Raw genomic sequence first — 16,633 nt, forward strand, 5'->3', positions numbered from 1 at the left:
TCAGAACTTCGGCGCGTTACGGGACCGCTGCACCCGGGTGGTGCGGCGGTCCTTCGCGTTCCAGCACGCCTTGTGCCAGTGGCGGCGGTCGTCGACGCCCGAGTGCTCCGGCCAGGCCACCACGTGCGGAACACCGGAGGGGATCATCTGGTCGCAACCCGGGCAGCGGTAGGTCTTGCCCTCCGCGCTCGCCCCGGCGACATGGCGCACGCTCCACTCCTCGCCCTGCCAGCTCTCCGTCGACTGCCAGCCACCGTACCGGCCGGTCCGGTCGTCCTCGGCACTCCGGCCGGACGAGTCGGCTGCCTTCGGTCGGTTGCGACGCGGGGACACGGGACACCTCTCGGGGCTATACAGGAAGCACGGGCTGCATCCAGCCTACGCGGCCCCCAGCGGGGTACGCGTAGCGCACCAACCCGTACAAGTCCCCCTCCAGGGCGGCCCATTCTGCAGACAATCGGCAAATCCCTCCGCCAGGCCGTGTCCTCGGCACGTGTCAGACGGTTATGCCGGGTGGGGGAGCTCCGGTCGGAGCCAAGGAAGCAGGAAGAGCGATGCACGTAGGAAGTTTTGTGCTGGCGGCCCAGTTCCCGGGCCAGGGCCCGGGGGAGGCCCTGCACCGGGCGGTCCGCTCGGCGGAGGTCTCCGAGGAAGCCGGTCTGGACACGGTGTGGCTGGCCGAGCACCACTTCGTGCCGTACGGCACCTGTCCGTCCGCGGTCACCCTCGCCGCGTTACTGCTCGGCCGCACCCGGCGCATCCGGGTCGGCACGGCGGTCAGCGTACTGCCCACCGCGCACCCGGTCGCCCTCGGCGAACAGGCCGCGCTGCTGCATATGACAAGCGGCGGACGGTTCACGCTGGGCGTGGGGCGCGGCGGGCCGTGGGTGGACCTGGAGGTGTTCGGCACGGGCCTCGACGCATACGAGCACGGGTTCCCGGAATCACTCGATCTGCTGGTGCGCTGGCTGCGCGAACCGTCGGTGTCGGCCTCGGGTAAACGGTTCTCCTTCCGGGAGGTGCCCGTCGTGCCCCGCCCGTCGGACGAGCTGACGGACCTCCCCGGGCCCGAGGTCGTCGTCGCCTGCACCTCGCCGGCCAGCGTGCGGCTGGCCGCCGAGCGCGGGCTGCCGATGCTGCTCGGCATGCACGTCGGGGACGAGGAAAAGGCCGAGATGGTCGCCCTGTGGCGGCAGTTCGCGCGGGCCGCGGGACGGCCGGCCGAGGAGATCGCGAGTGCGGCGCATGTCTCGGCCGGCGTCTGCCAGATCGCGGACCGGCGCACGGACGCGGCGGAGACGCTGCTGAAGGCGATGCCGGGGTGGCTGAAACAGGGCCTCGAAGCCCATGTGACGGTCGATGGCCGGATGCGTGCGATGCGGGATCCGCTCGCGTACACCGAACTGCTCTGCGGGCTGCACCCGGTGGGCACCCCGCGACTGGCCGCCGACCGGCTCGCGGCCACCTCGGAGCGCACCGGAATCTCCCGGTTCGCCCTGCTCGTCGAGGGGTCGGGCGACCTCGCGGCGACGGAGGAGAACCTGCGGCGCCTGGGCGCCGAGGTACTGCCCCAGCTGCGCTGACCGGCTGCCGACTCCCTTCTGCCGTCGGGCGCTTGCCGCCCCAGCACGAACGCACCTCCCCCGGGTGGAGCGGCAAGCGAGAAGCTCACTGCGTCGGGAGCACGGAAGCCACGCGTCAGCAGTCCCGAAGCTCCGGCGACTGGTTCAGCAACTGGCTGCGCACCGAGGTGAAGCGGGCCAACCTCTCGTCCGCCGAGGCGTCGAGCGGAAACACCGCCACCCGATGGCAGTTCTGGAAGGCCAGCCGCACACCGAAGTGCCGCTGCAGCGCGCCGCGTATGGCGTCACTCGCGAGCGCACGCAACAGCTGACCGCGCGCCTGCTCGTCCGGCGGGGGCGTCTGGTTGTCGGCGAAGGGTCCGCCGTCCACCTTCAGCTGGGCCACCAGGGAGCTGATCATCTCCCACGCATAGGGCAGGGAGGTCCGGACGCAGTCGACGAATGCTGCTTCGTCGACCTCGCCTCGCTCGGCCTGTTCGAGTAGGGCCGGTGAGACGTCGAGCGACATGGGTTCTCCTCTCGCACCCCCGACGAGCAGGGGTTGCCTGACAGAAAGGGAAGTTCGCGATTTCGAACACGCTCAGTACACAAGTCGCGACCTCCCGTTTACTACGGTAGGCAACGGTCGGTGACCACACCAGCAGAATGCGTATATGGAACGGCCCCTTTAGGCGCACAATCGGCCAGGGATGAACAAGAGTTTCCAGGATGAATGGGGTGACCCACGGGGTCCCGGTTGACGGTCGGGGCGGGCGGCGAGGAGGGCGAATCGCGTGCACCCGTGTGTGTCGAGTAGCGTTGCCGACCATGCGTCTCGTCATTGCCCGATGCTCGGTCGACTACGCCGGCCGGCTCACCGCCCACCTGCCCTCGGCGCCCCGCCTGATCCTGGTCAAGGCGGACGGCAGCGTCTCCATCCACGCGGACGACCGGGCCTACAAGCCCCTCAACTGGATGTCGCCGCCCTGCACGCTCAAGGAGGGCACGGGCGAGGACGAGGGCGTGTGGACGGTCGTCAACAAAGCGGGCGAGAAACTGATCATCACCATGGAGGAGATCCTCCACGACTCCTCGCACGAACTCGGCGTGGACCCCGGTCTGATCAAGGACGGCGTGGAAGCGCACCTGCAGGAGCTGCTCGCCGACCGCATCGAGACGCTGGGCGAGGGCTACTCCCTGATCCGCCGCGAGTACATGACCGCGATCGGCCCGGTGGACATCCTGTGCCGGGACGCGGACGGGCAGACGGTCGCGGTGGAGATCAAGCGCCGCGGCGAGATCGACGGCGTGGAGCAACTCACCCGCTACCTCGAGCTGTTGAACCGCGACCCGCATCTCGCCCCGGTCCGCGGCGTCTTCGCGGCCCAGGAGATCAAGCCCCAGGCCCGGGTCCTCGCCACGGACCGCGGCATCAACTGCCAGGTCCTCGACTACGACGCCATGCGCGGCATCGAGGACGACAAGCTGCGGCTGTTCTGAGCGGGGCCCTCCGCCACGGCAGGCCCACAGCCCCTTACAGCGACCGGCAACCCCATTCCCACCGCGACGGCGCTCAACCCGTACGTGGTCGAGTACCGTCGCGGCGGAGAAATTCTGCTCGCCCCCTACATCACCGGGGCGGAGCTGTCGGCCGGGCTGCTCGATGACGGCGGGCCGCTGGCCGAGTTGGTGGTCGACGGGGTCGTTTCCGTCTGGGTCGGAGTCGGGGTGGGCGTGGGGGTGGGGGTCGGCGAGGAGCTGGTCGGTGTGGCCGACGGCGTCGTCCTCGTCGGCCTCGGTGAGCCGGGCTTCGTCGTCTGCGACTTGGACGGGGAGGGAGTCGTACCCCCGCCGCCCGTCCCCCGCGTACTGGTCGGGCTCGCCGAAGGCCCCGTCGCCGAGGGGGTCGGGGCGTCCGGGGTGCCGTCCGGACCCGGGTCCGTCGGGCTGCCGGAAGGCGTGCCGGTGTGGCCGGGCGAGCTGTCGTCCTTCTTCGGGTCCGCGCCCAGGCTGCCATCGTCCAGGCCCTGGCTCGCGGACGGGTTGACGCCGACCTGGCCGGCCGGGTTCTTGTCCGCGTTCTCGTGGGACGTCATGCCGAGCGTGACGACCGTGCCGAGGACGGCGGCGAGCAGGGCGCCGGAGCCGGCCGCGACCATGTTGCGGCGGGCCAGACGGCGGATGCCGCCCACGGACTTGAGGGCCGGGGGCCGGTGGGTGACCAGGGTGTCGTCGGCGGGGATGTACGGCAGCGGGTAGGGCGCCGGTACCCCGCCGGGCGGCGACGCCGACTCCTCGTGCCGGGCGTCCGGCATCTCCTCACCCGCCATCGGCCCGGGCACATCGCCCGCGAGGTCGGCGACCAGGGCCAGGGCCCGGCGCCCGGCGACGGTGCCCCGCTTGTCGGCGAGCGCCCCGCGCAGACCGCCCGAGGCCTCCAGCTCGGCGCGGGCCCGGTCGAGCTGCCCGCCACAGAGCGCGAGGATGCCCAACTCATGGTGGAAGAAGGCCTGTTCGGAGACCTCACCGGAGAGCCGGGAGGCCTCGGCACCGGACCGCAGCGCCCGCTCCCAGGCGCTCCAGTGCAGCCCGACGGCGAAGGCGGGCGCGGCCGTACGGGCAAGCCGTACCGCGACGCTCTCCTCGCCCTCGACCGGAGGCAGGGTGGCGGGCACCACGACCGCGAGCGCGGCGAGGACCGCGTCGGCCTCGGCGGACACCCGCTCGGGCGTGACCGAGGGGTGCCCGGCCCACCAGGTGTAGTGCTCGGCGGCGGCGAGAGCCTGCGCCGGGGCGTCGTCGGCGTAGCCGGCGGCCTCCAGCTGGGCCGGCACGCCCGCCGCGAGGCGGTAGCGGCAGCCGACCGGGGAGACCAGTCCGCAGCCCGCGAGTTCACCGAGGGCGGCGTCCGCGTGGGTGTCGCCGACCAGCGCGGGCAGGTGCGCCTGGTGCGGCACCTCGCCGCCGAGGGCGACGGCGAAGCGGAGGGTGGCGCGGGCGGAGGCGCTGAGCCGGGAGGCGAGCAGCGGCGCGGGAGCGGCGGCCTCGCCGAGGGACGGCAGCGGGACGTCCTCCGCCTCCGCCGTGTCCAGGGGTGCCTCGACGGGAATGCGTACGTCCTCGAAGACGCCGTACTCGTCCACCGCGCCGGTGCTGGCGCGCAGCTGGTCGCGCTGCCGGAGCAGGGCACCGGCCTGGACGAACCGCAGCGGCAGTCCCTCGGACTCGAACCACAGGTCGCCGGCCCAGTTGGACTCCTCCTCGGTGAGGACCCGGCTGACGGCGCGCTCCAGGATCTCCACGCCGGCCGCGCGGTCCAGGCCGGTGAGGAAGACCTCCTCGACCTCGGAGTCGGCGGAGGGCGCGGGGATGTCCGGGGTGGCGCCGAGCAGGAAGGCGCACTCCGGGGTGGCGTCCAGCAGCTCGTCGAGCGCGGCGCCGCCGAACTCCAGGTCGTCCACGACGACGACCGCGCCGATCTCCCGCACCAGGGCGAGCAACTGCTCCCGGTCGGGCCGGTGCAGGGGGGCGTCGTAGACGGCGTGGAAGAGGTCCTGGAGGAGGTCGGTGGCGGTGCGGTGGAAGCCGGTGAGGCGGACCACGCCGTCCGGTGCGAGGTCCAGGCAGTCCTCGCCGACCAGGTCGAGCAGGGCGGTGCGGCCGGAGCCTCCGGGGCCGGTGAGGCGCACGGAGCGGCCGCGGGCCAGGAGACGGACCAGGCGCTCGCGTTCGTCCTGCCGTTCGAGGAGGGCGAGCGTGGGCTGCGCCGGGCCCGGTGGCACCGGCGGCCGGGCGGCACGCTCGGTCTCGGCGCGCTCGGCGGCGGTCCGCTTGCGCGGCCGGCCCGGCCGTTCGTGGGGCGGGCAGGGCTCTATCTCGCTGCCGTCGACCGGGTTGACGGTCAGCAGGAAGTCGCCGGAGACGAGCTGCGCCGTACGGGCGAGCCCGGGCGTGCTCTGGCCGAAATCGGAGGTGAGGGATTCCCGGGGCGGGCGGCGGCTCGGAGCCTGGCCGTGCTCCTCGGGTCCCGGAGTGATCGGGTCCATAGGTTCAAGCCCCCCAAAAGCGTTGTGTGCCCTGGCAAATACCGGCCCCTCCCGGCCTGCTGCACACTGCGCTGTCGCTTCTGGTCCGGGCCCGCTCGATCGAGGGTTGCGAGGCAGCGGGCGACCGAACCCTAAACCTTCGCACAGTATCTACGACAGGGCGGGGTGCCGTGCGGTCCGAGACATCACAGTCCGATGAGGATTGCCCTCGACGTACGGTTCGGCAACTGCGTCCGGGTCTCCCCCGTCGCCCGGTTCACACCCGATAAGGGCGTTACACGCGGGGCAGCGACTCCACGCCGATGCCGCCCTCGATGGCGAGGATGCGGTGCAGCCGGGTGGCCACCAGCAGGCGTTGCATCTGCGGCGGGACACCGCGCAGCACCAGACGGCGCCCGCAGCGGCCGGCCCGCCGGTGGGCACCCATGATCACCCCGAGTCCGGTGGCGTCCCAGGAGTCCAGTTCGGACAGGTCGAGCACCAGGTCGCCGACTCCGGTGTCGACGGCCGAGTGCAGAGCCGTACGGGCGTCCGCCGCGCTGCGGACGTCGAGGCGGCCCCCGACGACCAGCTCGGCGTGGTCGCCCCTGATGTGCATATGCGCTCCCCGTTGAGTGCGGTGTGGCGTACTCCGTGACGGTGCTCGTGCTGTTGCTGTGCAACGTCTGACTGCCTGAGTGGCAGAGCGGTTGCTGCTTGTAAGCGAACCGATACCGAATTCACCCCCGGGAGTGATGCTCCCGGGGCGTGCGTCCGGTCGTGTACGGGTCAGTACTTGTAGAAGCCCTGCCCGCTCTTGCGTCCGATGTCACCGGCGTCCACCATCCGGCGCATCAGCTCCGGCGGGGCGAACTTCTCGTCCTGGGACTCGGTGTAGATGTTGCTGGTGGCGTGCAGCAGGATGTCCACGCCGGTCAGGTCGGCGGTGGCCAGCGGGCCCATGGCGTGGCCGAAGCCCAGCTTGCAGGCGAGGTCGATGTCCTCGGCGGTCGCGACGCCCGACTCGTAGAGCTTGGTCGCCTCGACGACGAGGGCGGAGATGAGCCGGGTGGTCACGAACCCGGCGACGTCCCGGTTGACGACGATGCAGGTCTTGCCGACGGACTCGGCGAACTCCCGCGCGGTGGCGAGGGTTTCGTCGCTGGTCTTGTAGCCGCGGACCAGCTCGACGAGCTGCATCATCGGCACCGGCGAGAAGAAGTGCACACCGACGACCCGCTCCGGGTGCTCGGTGGCCGCCGCGATCTTGGTGATCGGGATGGCGGAGGTGTTGGAGGCGAGCACGGCGTCCGGGCGCACGATCTTGTCGAGCGCGCGGAAGATCTCGTGCTTGACCTCCAGCTTCTCGAAGACGGCCTCCACGACGATGTCGGCGTCGGCGGCGGCGTCCAGGTCGGTGGTCGCGGTGATACGGGCCAGGGCGGTGTCGGCGTCGTGCGCCTCCATCTTCCCCTTGCTCACGAACTTGTCGTACGAAGCCTTGATGCCGTCGGTGCCACGCCTCAGTGCCTCGTCGGTGACGTCGCGCAGAACGACGTCCCAGCCCGCCTGCGCGGCGACCTGGGCAATGCCGGACCCCATGAGACCGGCCCCGATGACGGCGAGCTTCCGTGCCACTCCGACTCCTTTGAACGCTGTCCAACGCTTGCCTCTTCGGCGGACCATAGCGCTCCGGAGCCGCTGTGTGACGGGTAAGTAATGCGCGTCACGTCTCATCTGACGGACATCACACCGGCAGAGGTCAGGACGCGCCCCGGACGGCGTAGTTGAGGACCTTTTCGCTCAACAGGTCCTCGATGTCGTCGAGGAGAATGAGTACCTCTCGTGACACTTCGGCCGGTTTGCGCCCACTGAGCATCTCCCGGCCGATGGCGACGAAGACCGCCTGATGGATCCAGCAGATCTGACCAGCCATCAGATCCGGCATCGGGTCGTCGGTGGCGGCGCCGGCCTCCTCGCGCAGCACCGCCTCCACGTTGTCGTGGAACTCCTGCTGCAGGCTCCACAGGCGGGAGCGCAGCGGCGGCGCCTCGTGGATGACGCGCATGAAGCGGTCGTACCCCTCCATCAGGCCCACCCGGGGCGAGACGGCCTCGACCTCCCCGCGCAGCTCGCGCAGGACGGCGCGCGCGGCGGACTCCCCCGCGTCCCGGCCGCGGACCCAGCGGGCGAGCCGGTCGGCCATGCCGGCGGAGCGGTCGAAGAAGAGGTCCTCCTTGGCCGGGAAGTAGTTGTAGACGGTGTTGACGGAGACGTTGGCCGCTTCGGCGATCTCCGCGACCGTGACCGCGTCGAATCCGCGCTCCATGAACAGCCCCGTGGCGACATCCGAGATGTACTGCCTGGTCTGCCGTTTCTTCCGCTCCCTGAGTCCCTCAGCCATGTCCGCATCCTAACTTTGCTGGACCCATTGAAAACTTGGTGTCATTGCAAAATTTCAGGGACTCTGTTTTTCTGTGGCCATGGCAGCAGTCATCAGCGCGGCCGGACTGGCCCGCACCTTCCAGACGAAGTCCGGCCCCGTGGAGGCCGTACGGTGCATCGACCTCACCGTCCGCGAGGGCGAGATCCTCGGTTTCCTCGGCCCCAACGGCGCGGGCAAGACGACCACCCTGCGGATGCTCACCACCCTGCTGAAGCCCACCGGCGGCGCGGCCACGGTCACCGGGCACGACCTGGCGACCGACCCGGGCGGGGTGCGCCGGGTCTCCGGGTACGTCGCCCAGTCCGGCGGGGTGGATCCGCAGATCACCGTCCGGGAGGAGCTGGTCACCCAGGGGCGGATGTACCGACTGTCGAAGGCCGAGGCGGTCGCACGCGCTGCGGAACTCGCCCGGGAGCTGGACCTCACCGAGCTGCTCGACCGGAAGACGGCCGCGCTCTCCGGTGGGCAGCGCCGGCGGCTCGACATCGCCATGGCGCTCACCCACCGGCCCAAGGTGCTGTTCCTGGACGAACCGACGACCGGGCTCGACCCCGGCAGCCGGGCCGACCTGTGGGACCTGGTGCGCCGGCTGCGCGACGAGCACGGGACCACGGTGTTCCTGACCACCCACTACCTGGACGAGGCCGACGCCCTCGCCGACCGGCTGGTCGTCGTCGACCGGGGTGTCGTCGCGGCCGAGGGCACGCCGAGCGCGCTCAAGCTGGCGCACGGCGGCTCGATCGACGCCACCCTCCAGGACACCTTCCTCGCCATCACCGGCCGCGGGCCTGCCCCGGCCGACGCCGCACCCGTCGCCGTACAGGCCTTGTAGAACCGCTCACGGAATCAGAGAGATGCTTCTTCACGACACCGCCCTCGTCTACGGCCGCTACCTCCGCCAGTCCCTGCGCTCCCGCTTCGCGCTGCTCTTCGGCGTGCTGACCCCGCTCCTCTATCTCCTCTTCTTCGGCCCGCTCCTCACCGACCTGCCGCTCGGCGGGCAGGGCAGCTCCTGGCAGGTGCTCGTGCCCGGACTGCTGCTCCAACTCGGGCTGTTCGGGGCGCTGTTCGCGGGTTTTACGATCATCATGGAGAACGCCCAGGGGGTGGTGGACCGGATGCGCGTGACGCCCGTCAGCCGGCTCGCCCTGCTCCTGGGCCGGGTACTGCGGGACGCCACGGTCTTCGTCTTCCAGGCGGTGCTGCTGGTACTCGCCGCGGTGGTGATGGGCCTGCGCGCACCCCTGCCGGGCATCCTCATCGGCTTCGCGTTCGTCGCCCTGCTCACCCTCTCGCTGGCCTCGCTGTCGTACGCGCTGGGCATGAAGGTCCGCACCCCGCAGGAGTTCGGCCCGCTGATCAACGCGGTGTCGATGCCGTCGATGCTGCTGTCCGGCCTGATGCTCCCGATGACCCTCGCCCCCACCTGGCTGGACGTGCTCTCGCACTTCGTCCCGTTCCGCTATCTGGTGGACGCGGTGCGCGACGCGTACGTCGGCCAGTACACGAGCGCGCACATGCTGTACGGCGTACTCGTCGCCGTCGGTTTCGCGGGGCTCGCCGTGACAGTGGGCACACGCGTGTTCCGGACGGCCGGAGCCTAACTAGGCTGGTCTTATGGTCAATCTGACGCGCATCTACACCAGGACCGGCGACAAGGGCACCACCGCCCTCGGTGACATGAGCCGGGTCGCCAAGACCGACCTCAGGATCTCGGCATACGCCGACGCCAACGAGGCCAACGCGGTGATCGGCACCGCGATCGCGCTGGGCGGGCTGGACGAGGAGGTCGTCACCGTCCTCACCCGGGTCCAGAACGACCTGTTCGACGTGGGCGCGGACCTGTCGACGCCGGTGGTGGAGAAGCCGGAGTTCCCGCCGCTGCGGGTCGAGCAGTTCTACGTCGACCGGCTGGAGGCGGACTGCGACCGCTTCAACGAGCGGCTGGAGAAGCTGCGCTCCTTCATCCTGCCCGGCGGCACGCCCGGTGCGGCCCTGCTGCACCAGGCGTGCACGGTCGTGCGCCGGGCCGAGCGCTCCACCTGGGCGGCCCTGGAGGTGCACGGCGAGCACATGAACCCGCTCACCGCGACCTACCTCAACCGGCTCTCGGACCTGCTGTTCATCCTCGCGCGGACCGCGAACAAGGCGACCGGGGATGTGTTGTGGGTGCCCGGTGGCGAGCGGGGGTGAAGCCGGCCCGGCCTAGGCCGCGACGACCTTGATGTCGTTCGGCCACCGGGGATCGATTTCGTAGTGCGTGCCGAACTGGCTGCTGAAGCCGATCACCCGCACCGTCTGCCCCGGCTTCAGGGTGGAGATGTCGATCCCCGTCTGCACGTTGACGAAGATCAGCACGCTGCCCGTACCGTCGTCGACGGACAGCTTGTACCCGTAGGGCAGGTCGCTCGTCGGGGCCTGGGTGATCCGGCCGACGACCTTGACGAGCCGTCCCTCGGTGGTCTCTCCGACCCCTGCGGTGCTGACCCGTTCCGGTTTCGCCGTCTGGCCCGTGTGGCGGAGTTCGACGGCGGAGGGATCGGCCGGCACCAGGGTCAGCAGTCCGGAGCTGTCGCGCAGCGTGCCGGTGACGCGTGCGTGCTGGCACGGGTACGCGTGCACGTCGCTCTGCAGGCTGACGTAGAGGCCGGCGGTCTTGTCCTGGAGGCCGAATCCCTTGTCGCCGAAGCTGGATTCGAAGGCTCCGGAGGGGGTCGTCACCGAACCCTGCACGGTGACCACGGTCCCGAGCGGCAGGCTGCGGGCCTGGGCGATCGAGAGCGTCTTTGCCAGCGGCACGGCGGATGCCGAACCGGTCCCCAGTGCGGGTGCCAGCAGCAGGGCGAGCAGGGGGGCGAAGAGCAGCGTGAGGAGACGCCGGGTCAGGCCCATCGATGCGCTGTCCTTTCCGAGAATTGACGGCGTGTGCCGAGAATTGACGACGTGTTCCGGTCAATCCTTTCGGATGTAGCGCATCCGGGACCGCTGCGACCCGCCCTCAGCGGCGGACCCGGGCCGATCCCTCCCGCTTGGGGAAGAGGGTGTAGCTCGCGGCGATCACCACGTTGATGCCGATCACCCACAGCATCCGCAGCTGCCACGCCCGCAGCGAACCGGTGTCCCCGGCGCCGCCGACGTACCAGGCCGCGCCCTGCAGCAGCGCGACGGCGACGAGCGCGGCCAGGATCCAGCGGCCCGCGACCTTCCACTCGTGGACGGCGCGGGCCGTGCCGTACTTCGGGGGCTTGACGGGCGGCGGGCCGCCGGCGAAGCGGTGGGCGACGCGGGCGTCCGCCCACTTGATCGTGGAGTGGCCGAGGCCGACGGTGAAGCCGATGTAGACGGCGGCGAGGCCGTGCCGCCAGTCGGGTTCCGCGCCGTTCCTGAGGTCGATCGCGGTGACCGCGAACAGCACCACCTCCAGCAGCGGCTCGCACAGCAGCAGCGCGAGGCCCGTACGGGGCATGCGCCACAGGTAGCGGAAGGCCAGCCCGGCGGCCAGCAGCACCCAGAAGGCCACCTCACAGGCGACGATCAACCCGACGATCACGTTTCGCTCCCTTCGCTCACCCTTCCAGGCTCGCGTCGGCGGACGCGCGGTTCATCGTCGGCGGGGGCGAACCCGCCGTAAGCGAAAGTTGCAGTCCGGGACCGTCCCCGGGGAGCACGCGCGGCGGTCGCGGGCCGTGTTGGATGGGGTCATGTCCCTCGCGCTCCCCCGTCCGCACCGCGACGACCTGCGCATCGCCGTGGGCGGGCTGCTCGGCGGGGTGCTGCTGTGGGTGCTGGGGATCCACCCCCGCATGGCCTCGGACAACCTGGTGCTGTGGCAGGCGCCGTGGGCCCCGCTGATGCCGCTCGCGGTGACCGCCGCCTGCGAGCCGCTGCGCCGCATCCGGCCCCGGACCGGTCTGCTGATCGGCACCGCCGCCCTGACCCTGGACACGGTGACCCTCGGCAACATCGTCACCATCGTGCTGTACACCGATCTGATGTACGCGGCCGTGCTGTACGGCAGCCTCGCCGCCGCCCGGCGCATCCCCTGGGTCACCGGGATGCTGACGGTGCTCGGCGGAGTCGTGCCCGCCGCTCTCTGGCGCGATCCGCAGGGGCTGCTCATCGGTGTGGGCGTCGGCGTGGTCGCGTTCGCGCCCGCCTCCACGGGCTGGGTGGTCCGCAACCACCGCGACGCGGCCGAGGCCGCCCGGCTGCGCGCCGAACAGACCGCACTGCTGGCCGAGATGGACCGCACCCAGGCGGTCACCGCCGAACGGGCCCGGTTCGCCCGGGAGTTGCACGACATGGTCGCGGGCCATCTGTCGGCGATCGCCATCCACTCCACGGCGGCGCTCTCCCTGGACGACCCGAAGACCTCGAAGGACGCCCTGGCGGTCATCCGGGAGAACAGCGTCGAAGGGCTGGCCGAGATGCGGCGGCTGATCGGGATCCTGCGGGCCGGCTCCGGTGACCGGGAGCCCGCCGCCTCCCCCACGCTCGACGGCCTCGGTGCCCTGGTGGACGGCGCCCGCGCCAACGGTCTGGAGGTCACCCTGGACGCCGGCCACGACAGCGTGCCCGTGCCGGTCGAGCTGGCCGCCTACCGGATCGTGCAGGAGTCGCTGACCAACGCCCTGAAGCATGCGGCGAAGGGCCGTGTCCATGTCGCTCTGCACCAGGAGAACGGCACCCTGCGGGTGTGGGTGACCAGCCCGTACCGGCCCGGCGACGCTTCCCGCGTCTCCGGCTCGGGCTCCGGTCTCGCCGGGATGCGGGAGCGGGCCGCGCTGCTCGGCGGCAGCTTCGAGGCCGGGCCCGAGGGCGGCCGCTGGGCCGTACGGGCCGTACTTCCGCTCACCGAAGGAGACCCCGCATGACCCCTGCCATCCGTGTCCTCGTCGCGGAGGACCAGTCCGCCGTACGCGCCGGACTCGTCCTGATCCTCCGCAGCGCGCCCGACATCGACGTCGTCGGCGAGGCGGCGGACGGCGAGCGCGCGGTCGAGCTGGCCCGGGAGCTGCGGCCGGACCTGGTGCTGATGGACGTTCAGATGCCCCGTCTGGACGGGGTGTCGGCGACCCGGCGGATCGTCGCGGAGCGGATGGCGGACGTCCTGGTGCTGACCACCTTCGACCTCGACGAGTACGTGTTCGGGGCGCTGCGGGCGGGGGCGGCCGGGTTCCTGCTGAAGAACACCGAGGCGAGGGATCTGCTGGAGGCCGTGCGGACGGTGGCGCGCGGGGAGGGGATCGTCGCGCCAGCGGTGACCCGGCGGCTGATCGCCGAGTTCGCGGCGAAGCCGGTGCGCGAGACGACGGCCGACCCGGCCGTGCTGGACGGTCTCACCCGGCGTGAGCGCGAGGTGCTGTCGTGCATCGGCGAGGGGCTGTCCAACGCCGAGATCGCGGGCCGGCTGGAGATGGCGGAGGGCACGGTGAAGACGCACGTCAGCCGTCTGCTGGCGAAGCTGGAGCTGCGCAGCCGGGTCCAAGCGGCCGTACTGGCGCAGGAGTTGGGGATCTAGCCGCTCCAGGGGCAAGTGGTCCAGACCTATTGACCTATGGTCCAGACCTTTCTATTCTCGCGGCACCGTGGGCGTGAAGGCTCAGTCATGCCCCTGACACCCCTATCGAGAGCCCCATACAAGAGGGAGGCGCAGCATGCGCTTCAGACACAGAGCCGCGGCAGGGTTCGCGACCCTGTTGCTCCCCCTGGCCGGCCTGGTCGGTCTCGCGAGCCCCGCCCAGGCCGCGGCGAACGCCACCGCCACCTACACCAAGACCACTGACTGGGGAACCGGCTTCGGCGGTCAGTGGACCATCAAGAACACCGGCAGCAGCAGCATCAGCTCCTGGACGGTCGAGTGGGACTTCCCCTCCGGTACGTCCGTCACCTCCGCGTGGGACGCGGACGTCACGAACTCCGGCACCCACTGGACCGCCAAGAACAAGTCGTACAACGGCACCCTGGCCCCCGGCGCCTCGGTCTCCTTCGGCTTCAACGGCGCCGGGTCCGGCTCCCCGTCCAACTGCAAGCTCAACGGCGACAGTTGTGACGGCACCACGGTCCCCGGCGACGCGGCCCCCTCCGCGCCCGGCACCCCGACCGCCTCCTCGATCACCGACACCTCGGTGAAGCTCGGCTGGAGCGCGGCCACCGACGACAAGGGCGTCAAGAACTACGACGTGCTGCGCGACGGCAAGGTCGTCGGCACGGTGACGACGACGTCGTACACGGACACCAGCCTCACCGCCGGCACCGACTACTCGTACACCGTGCAGGCCCGCGACACCGCCGACCAGACCGGACCGGTCAGCGGCGCGGTCGCGGTCCACACCACCGGCGGCGGCACCACTCCCCCGCCCACCGGCAACAAGGTCAAGCTCGGCTACTTCACCGAGTGGGGCATCTACGGCCGCAACTACAACGTCAAGAACCTGGTGACGTCCGGCTCCGCGTCGAAGATCACGCACATCAACTACGCCTTCGGCAACGTCACCGGCGGCAAGTGCGCGATCGGCGACTCCTACGCCGACTACGACAAGGCGTTCACCGCCGACCAGTCGGTCAGCGGCGTCGCCGACACCTGGGACCAGCCGCTGCGCGGCAACTTCAACCAGCTGCGCGAGCTGAAGGCCAAGTACCCGAACATCAAGGTGCTGTGGTCCTTCGGCGGCTGGACCTGGTCCGGCGGCTTCGGCGAGGCCGCGAAGAACCCGGCCGCGTTCGCGCAGTCCTGCTATGACCTGGTCGAGGACCCGCGCTGGGCCGACGTCTTCGACGGCATCGACATCGACTGGGAGTACCCGAACGCCTGCGGGCTGAGCTGTGACACCAGCGGGGCCGCGGCCTACAAGAACCTGATGTCCGCGCTGCGCGCCAAGTTCGGCTCGAACAACCTGGTGACGTCCGCCGTCACGGCCGACGGTTCCTCCGGCGGCAAGATCGAGGCCGCGGACTACGCGGGCGCCGCCCAGTACGTCGACTGGTACAACGTGATGACGTACGACTTCTTCGGCGCCTGGGACGCCCAGGGCCCGACGGCCCCGCACTCCCCGCTCACCTCGTACAGCGGCATCCCGAAGGCGGGCTTCACCACCGCCGACGCGATGGCCAAGTACAAGGCGATCGGCGTCCCCGCGAGCAAGCTGCTCATCGGCATCGGCTTCTACGGCCGCGGCTGGACCGGCGTGACGCAGGACGCCCCGGGCGGCACCGCCACGGGTCCGGCGGCGGGCACGTACGAGCAGGGCATCGAGGACTACAAGGTGCTCAAGACGTCCTGCCCGGCGACCGGCACCGTCGCGGGCACGGCGTACGCGCACTGCGGCAGCAACTGGTGGTCGTACGACACCCCGGCCACCATCGCCACGAAGATGGCGTGGGCCAAGACGCAGGGCCTCGGCGGCGCGTTCTTCTGGGAGTTCAGCGGCGACACCAGCAACGGCGAGCTGGTGAGCGCCATCAGCAACAACCTGTAAGAGCGCTAAGCGACGTTGACGCTCCCCCAGACTTCGTCCGGGGGGACCCCCACCCAGCGAGTGAACGTGGCTACGCCACGTTCACTCGCTGTCCGGGCGGGGCTGCTTCCAGCCACGCGAGGAAACCGGTCAGCGCGTCTTCGCTCATCGCGAGTTCGAGGCGCGTGCCCCGGTGGGTACAGGCGAGGACCACCGCGTCGGAGAGCAGCGCCAGCTCCTCCTCGCCCTCGGGCAGCCGGCGGCCGGCCACCTCGATCGCGGCCCGCTCCAGGGTGCGGCGCGGGCGGGGGGCGTAGGAGAAGACGCGGTACCACTCGATGCGGTCGCCGTTGTAGCGGGCGACGCCGTAGCTCCAGCCCTTGCCGCTGGTGTCCGGTTTCTCGGGGAGGTCCCAGCGCAGCGAACAGTCGAAGGTGCCGCCGGAGCGCTGGATCAGTCTGCGGCGCAGTCCGAACAGGAACAGTCCCACCACCACGAGGGCGATCACGATTCCGCACACAGTCAGAGCGAGGACCATCGGCACCGACCTCCTCGTCTCCTAGGCGATGAAACTGGGTAATGAAAAGGAAAAAACACCCACATCTGCCTCAGCCGCGACCGGCACCGGATTGCTCCGGGCCGGCCGCGGCTGAGTGACGTCATACCGCGCGCTGGATCAGCGCGCCGCGGTCGCCGCCCGCAGGCGGACATCCGCACGACGCTCGGCCTCGGCGTCGTCCTCCGCCTTCGCGCGCTCGAGCTCGCGCTCCGTGCGCTGGACATCGATCTCGTCCGACAGCTCGGCGATCTCGGCCAGCAGCGACAGCTTGTCGTCCGCGAACGAGATGAAACCGCCGTGCACCGCGGCGACGACCGTTCCACCGTCACTCGTACGGATGGTCACCGGGCCCGACTCCAGCACACCGAGCAGCGGCTGGTGACCGGGCATGACGCCGATGTCGCCGGACGTGGTGCGCGCGACGACCAGGGTGGCCTCGCCGGACCAGACCTGGCGGTCGGCGGCGACCAGCTCGACGTGCAGCTCAGCAGCCAAGGGTGGCTCCTCGGGTCACCACCCGGCGGTTCTGCCGGGTGTTGGTTACAAGTCTAGTGGGCGTGAGAGAGGGGGCGGGACGCGCCCGC

The 16,633-nt window shown here is 70.8% G+C and carries 18 protein-coding genes; 8 read left to right on the forward strand and 10 right to left on the reverse strand.

The annotated features are described in order from the left end of the window. Window positions 1–333 carry an ATP/GTP-binding protein gene (locus CRP49_RS05420; RefSeq protein WP_094216068.1) on the reverse strand — a complete coding sequence of 111 codons (333 nt, stop codon included), beginning with the start codon at window positions 331–333 and terminating at the stop codon, window positions 1–3. Between the two features lie 221 nt (window positions 334–554). On the opposite strand from CRP49_RS05420, the gene CRP49_RS05425 reads away from it, so the two are divergent. After that, window positions 555–1,583: an LLM class flavin-dependent oxidoreductase gene (locus CRP49_RS05425; protein WP_097252384.1), complete on the forward strand. Its 1,029-nt coding sequence runs from the start codon at window positions 555–557 to the stop codon at window positions 1,581–1,583. A 115-nt stretch (window positions 1,584–1,698) separates the two neighbouring features. Here CRP49_RS05425 and CRP49_RS05430 read toward each other — a convergent pair whose 3' ends face one another. Continuing rightward, the gene (locus CRP49_RS05430) at window positions 1,699–2,091 is read right to left on the reverse strand and encodes an SCO5389 family protein (protein ID WP_097252385.1); all 393 of its coding nucleotides are present in this window, start codon (window positions 2,089–2,091) and stop codon (window positions 1,699–1,701) included. Between the two features lie 299 nt (window positions 2,092–2,390). Here CRP49_RS05430 and nucS point away from each other — a divergent pair, with 299 nt between their 5' ends. After that, on the forward strand, window positions 2,391–3,062 hold the full coding sequence (gene nucS / locus CRP49_RS05435) for an endonuclease NucS (RefSeq protein WP_097252386.1): 672 nt from the start codon (window positions 2,391–2,393) through the stop codon (window positions 3,060–3,062). A 125-nt stretch (window positions 3,063–3,187) separates the two neighbouring features. Here nucS and CRP49_RS05440 read toward each other — a convergent pair whose 3' ends face one another. The 4 genes from CRP49_RS05440 to CRP49_RS05455 form a co-directional block, all read right to left on the reverse strand. Next, entirely contained in the window at window positions 3,188–5,608 is a 2,421-nt protein-coding gene (locus CRP49_RS05440) for an ATP-binding protein (protein ID WP_097252387.1), read from the reverse strand. Between the two features lie 274 nt (window positions 5,609–5,882). Further along, the gene (locus CRP49_RS05445; protein ID WP_014675024.1) at window positions 5,883–6,206 is read right to left on the reverse strand and encodes an STAS domain-containing protein; all 324 of its coding nucleotides are present in this window, start codon (window positions 6,204–6,206) and stop codon (window positions 5,883–5,885) included. Window positions 6,207–6,376: 170 nt separating this feature from the next. Continuing rightward, window positions 6,377–7,225 (reverse strand): 3-hydroxyacyl-CoA dehydrogenase family protein, encoded by an 849-nt coding sequence (locus CRP49_RS05450; protein ID WP_094216074.1) that lies wholly within the window; start codon window positions 7,223–7,225, stop codon window positions 6,377–6,379. Between the two features lie 124 nt (window positions 7,226–7,349). Next, window positions 7,350–7,991, reverse strand: a complete 642-nt coding sequence (locus tag CRP49_RS05455) for a TetR/AcrR family transcriptional regulator (RefSeq protein ID WP_097252388.1) — start codon at window positions 7,989–7,991, stop codon at window positions 7,350–7,352. 79 nt (window positions 7,992–8,070) lie between these two features. On the opposite strand from CRP49_RS05455, the gene CRP49_RS05460 reads away from it, so the two are divergent. Genes CRP49_RS05460 through CRP49_RS05470 form a run of 3 tightly spaced genes read left to right on the forward strand, consistent with a single transcriptional unit; the run spans window position 8,071 to window position 10,226 of the window. Continuing rightward, the gene (locus CRP49_RS05460) at window positions 8,071–8,865 is read left to right on the forward strand and encodes an ABC transporter ATP-binding protein (RefSeq protein WP_097252389.1); all 795 of its coding nucleotides are present in this window, start codon (window positions 8,071–8,073) and stop codon (window positions 8,863–8,865) included. 22 nt (window positions 8,866–8,887) lie between these two features. Beyond that, on the forward strand, window positions 8,888–9,637 hold the full coding sequence (locus CRP49_RS05465) for an ABC transporter permease (protein WP_097252390.1): 750 nt from the start codon (window positions 8,888–8,890) through the stop codon (window positions 9,635–9,637). A gap of 13 nt (window positions 9,638–9,650) precedes the next feature. Beyond that, the gene (locus CRP49_RS05470) at window positions 9,651–10,226 is read left to right on the forward strand and encodes a cob(I)yrinic acid a,c-diamide adenosyltransferase (protein ID WP_097252391.1); all 576 of its coding nucleotides are present in this window, start codon (window positions 9,651–9,653) and stop codon (window positions 10,224–10,226) included. Between the two features lie 12 nt (window positions 10,227–10,238). Here the strand turns inward: CRP49_RS05470 and CRP49_RS05475 are convergent, their stop codons facing one another. Together CRP49_RS05475 and CRP49_RS05480 are read right to left on the reverse strand one after the other, a co-directional pair. Then, window positions 10,239–10,925 carry a hypothetical protein gene (locus tag CRP49_RS05475; protein ID WP_097252392.1) on the reverse strand — a complete coding sequence of 229 codons (687 nt, stop codon included), beginning with the start codon at window positions 10,923–10,925 and terminating at the stop codon, window positions 10,239–10,241. A gap of 106 nt (window positions 10,926–11,031) precedes the next feature. After that, a complete protein-coding gene (locus CRP49_RS05480; RefSeq protein WP_097252393.1) occupies window positions 11,032–11,583 on the reverse strand; it encodes a hypothetical protein in 552 nt (183 codons plus the stop codon). 151 nt (window positions 11,584–11,734) lie between these two features. Here CRP49_RS05480 and CRP49_RS05485 point away from each other — a divergent pair, with 151 nt between their 5' ends. The 3 genes from CRP49_RS05485 to CRP49_RS05495 all read left to right on the forward strand — a co-directional run bounded on the left by CRP49_RS05485 (window position 11,735) and on the right by CRP49_RS05495 (window position 15,511). Next, on the forward strand, window positions 11,735–12,907 hold the full coding sequence (locus CRP49_RS05485; protein WP_097252394.1) for a sensor histidine kinase: 1,173 nt from the start codon (window positions 11,735–11,737) through the stop codon (window positions 12,905–12,907). Beyond that, on the forward strand, window positions 12,904–13,554 hold the full coding sequence (locus CRP49_RS05490; protein ID WP_097252395.1) for a response regulator transcription factor: 651 nt from the start codon (window positions 12,904–12,906) through the stop codon (window positions 13,552–13,554). The genes CRP49_RS05485 and CRP49_RS05490 overlap by 4 nt, the downstream gene beginning before the upstream one ends. Before the next feature lie 136 nt (window positions 13,555–13,690). After that, window positions 13,691–15,511, forward strand: a complete 1,821-nt coding sequence (locus CRP49_RS05495; protein WP_097252396.1) for a glycoside hydrolase family 18 chitinase — start codon at window positions 13,691–13,693, stop codon at window positions 15,509–15,511. A gap of 70 nt (window positions 15,512–15,581) precedes the next feature. On the opposite strand, the gene CRP49_RS05500 is transcribed toward CRP49_RS05495, so the two are convergent. Then, on the reverse strand, window positions 15,582–16,028 hold the full coding sequence (locus CRP49_RS05500; RefSeq protein WP_097252397.1) for a DUF2550 domain-containing protein: 447 nt from the start codon (window positions 16,026–16,028) through the stop codon (window positions 15,582–15,584). A 138-nt stretch (window positions 16,029–16,166) separates the two neighbouring features. Next, window positions 16,167–16,544 carry a F0F1 ATP synthase subunit epsilon gene (locus CRP49_RS05505; protein ID WP_097252398.1) on the reverse strand — a complete coding sequence of 126 codons (378 nt, stop codon included), beginning with the start codon at window positions 16,542–16,544 and terminating at the stop codon, window positions 16,167–16,169. Window positions 16,545–16,633 lie beyond the last annotated feature (89 nt).

It is taken from the genome of Streptomyces sp. Ag109_G2-15, assembly GCF_900215565.1.
Lineage (GTDB): Bacteria > Actinomycetota > Actinomycetes > Streptomycetales > Streptomycetaceae > Streptomyces > Streptomyces diastatochromogenes.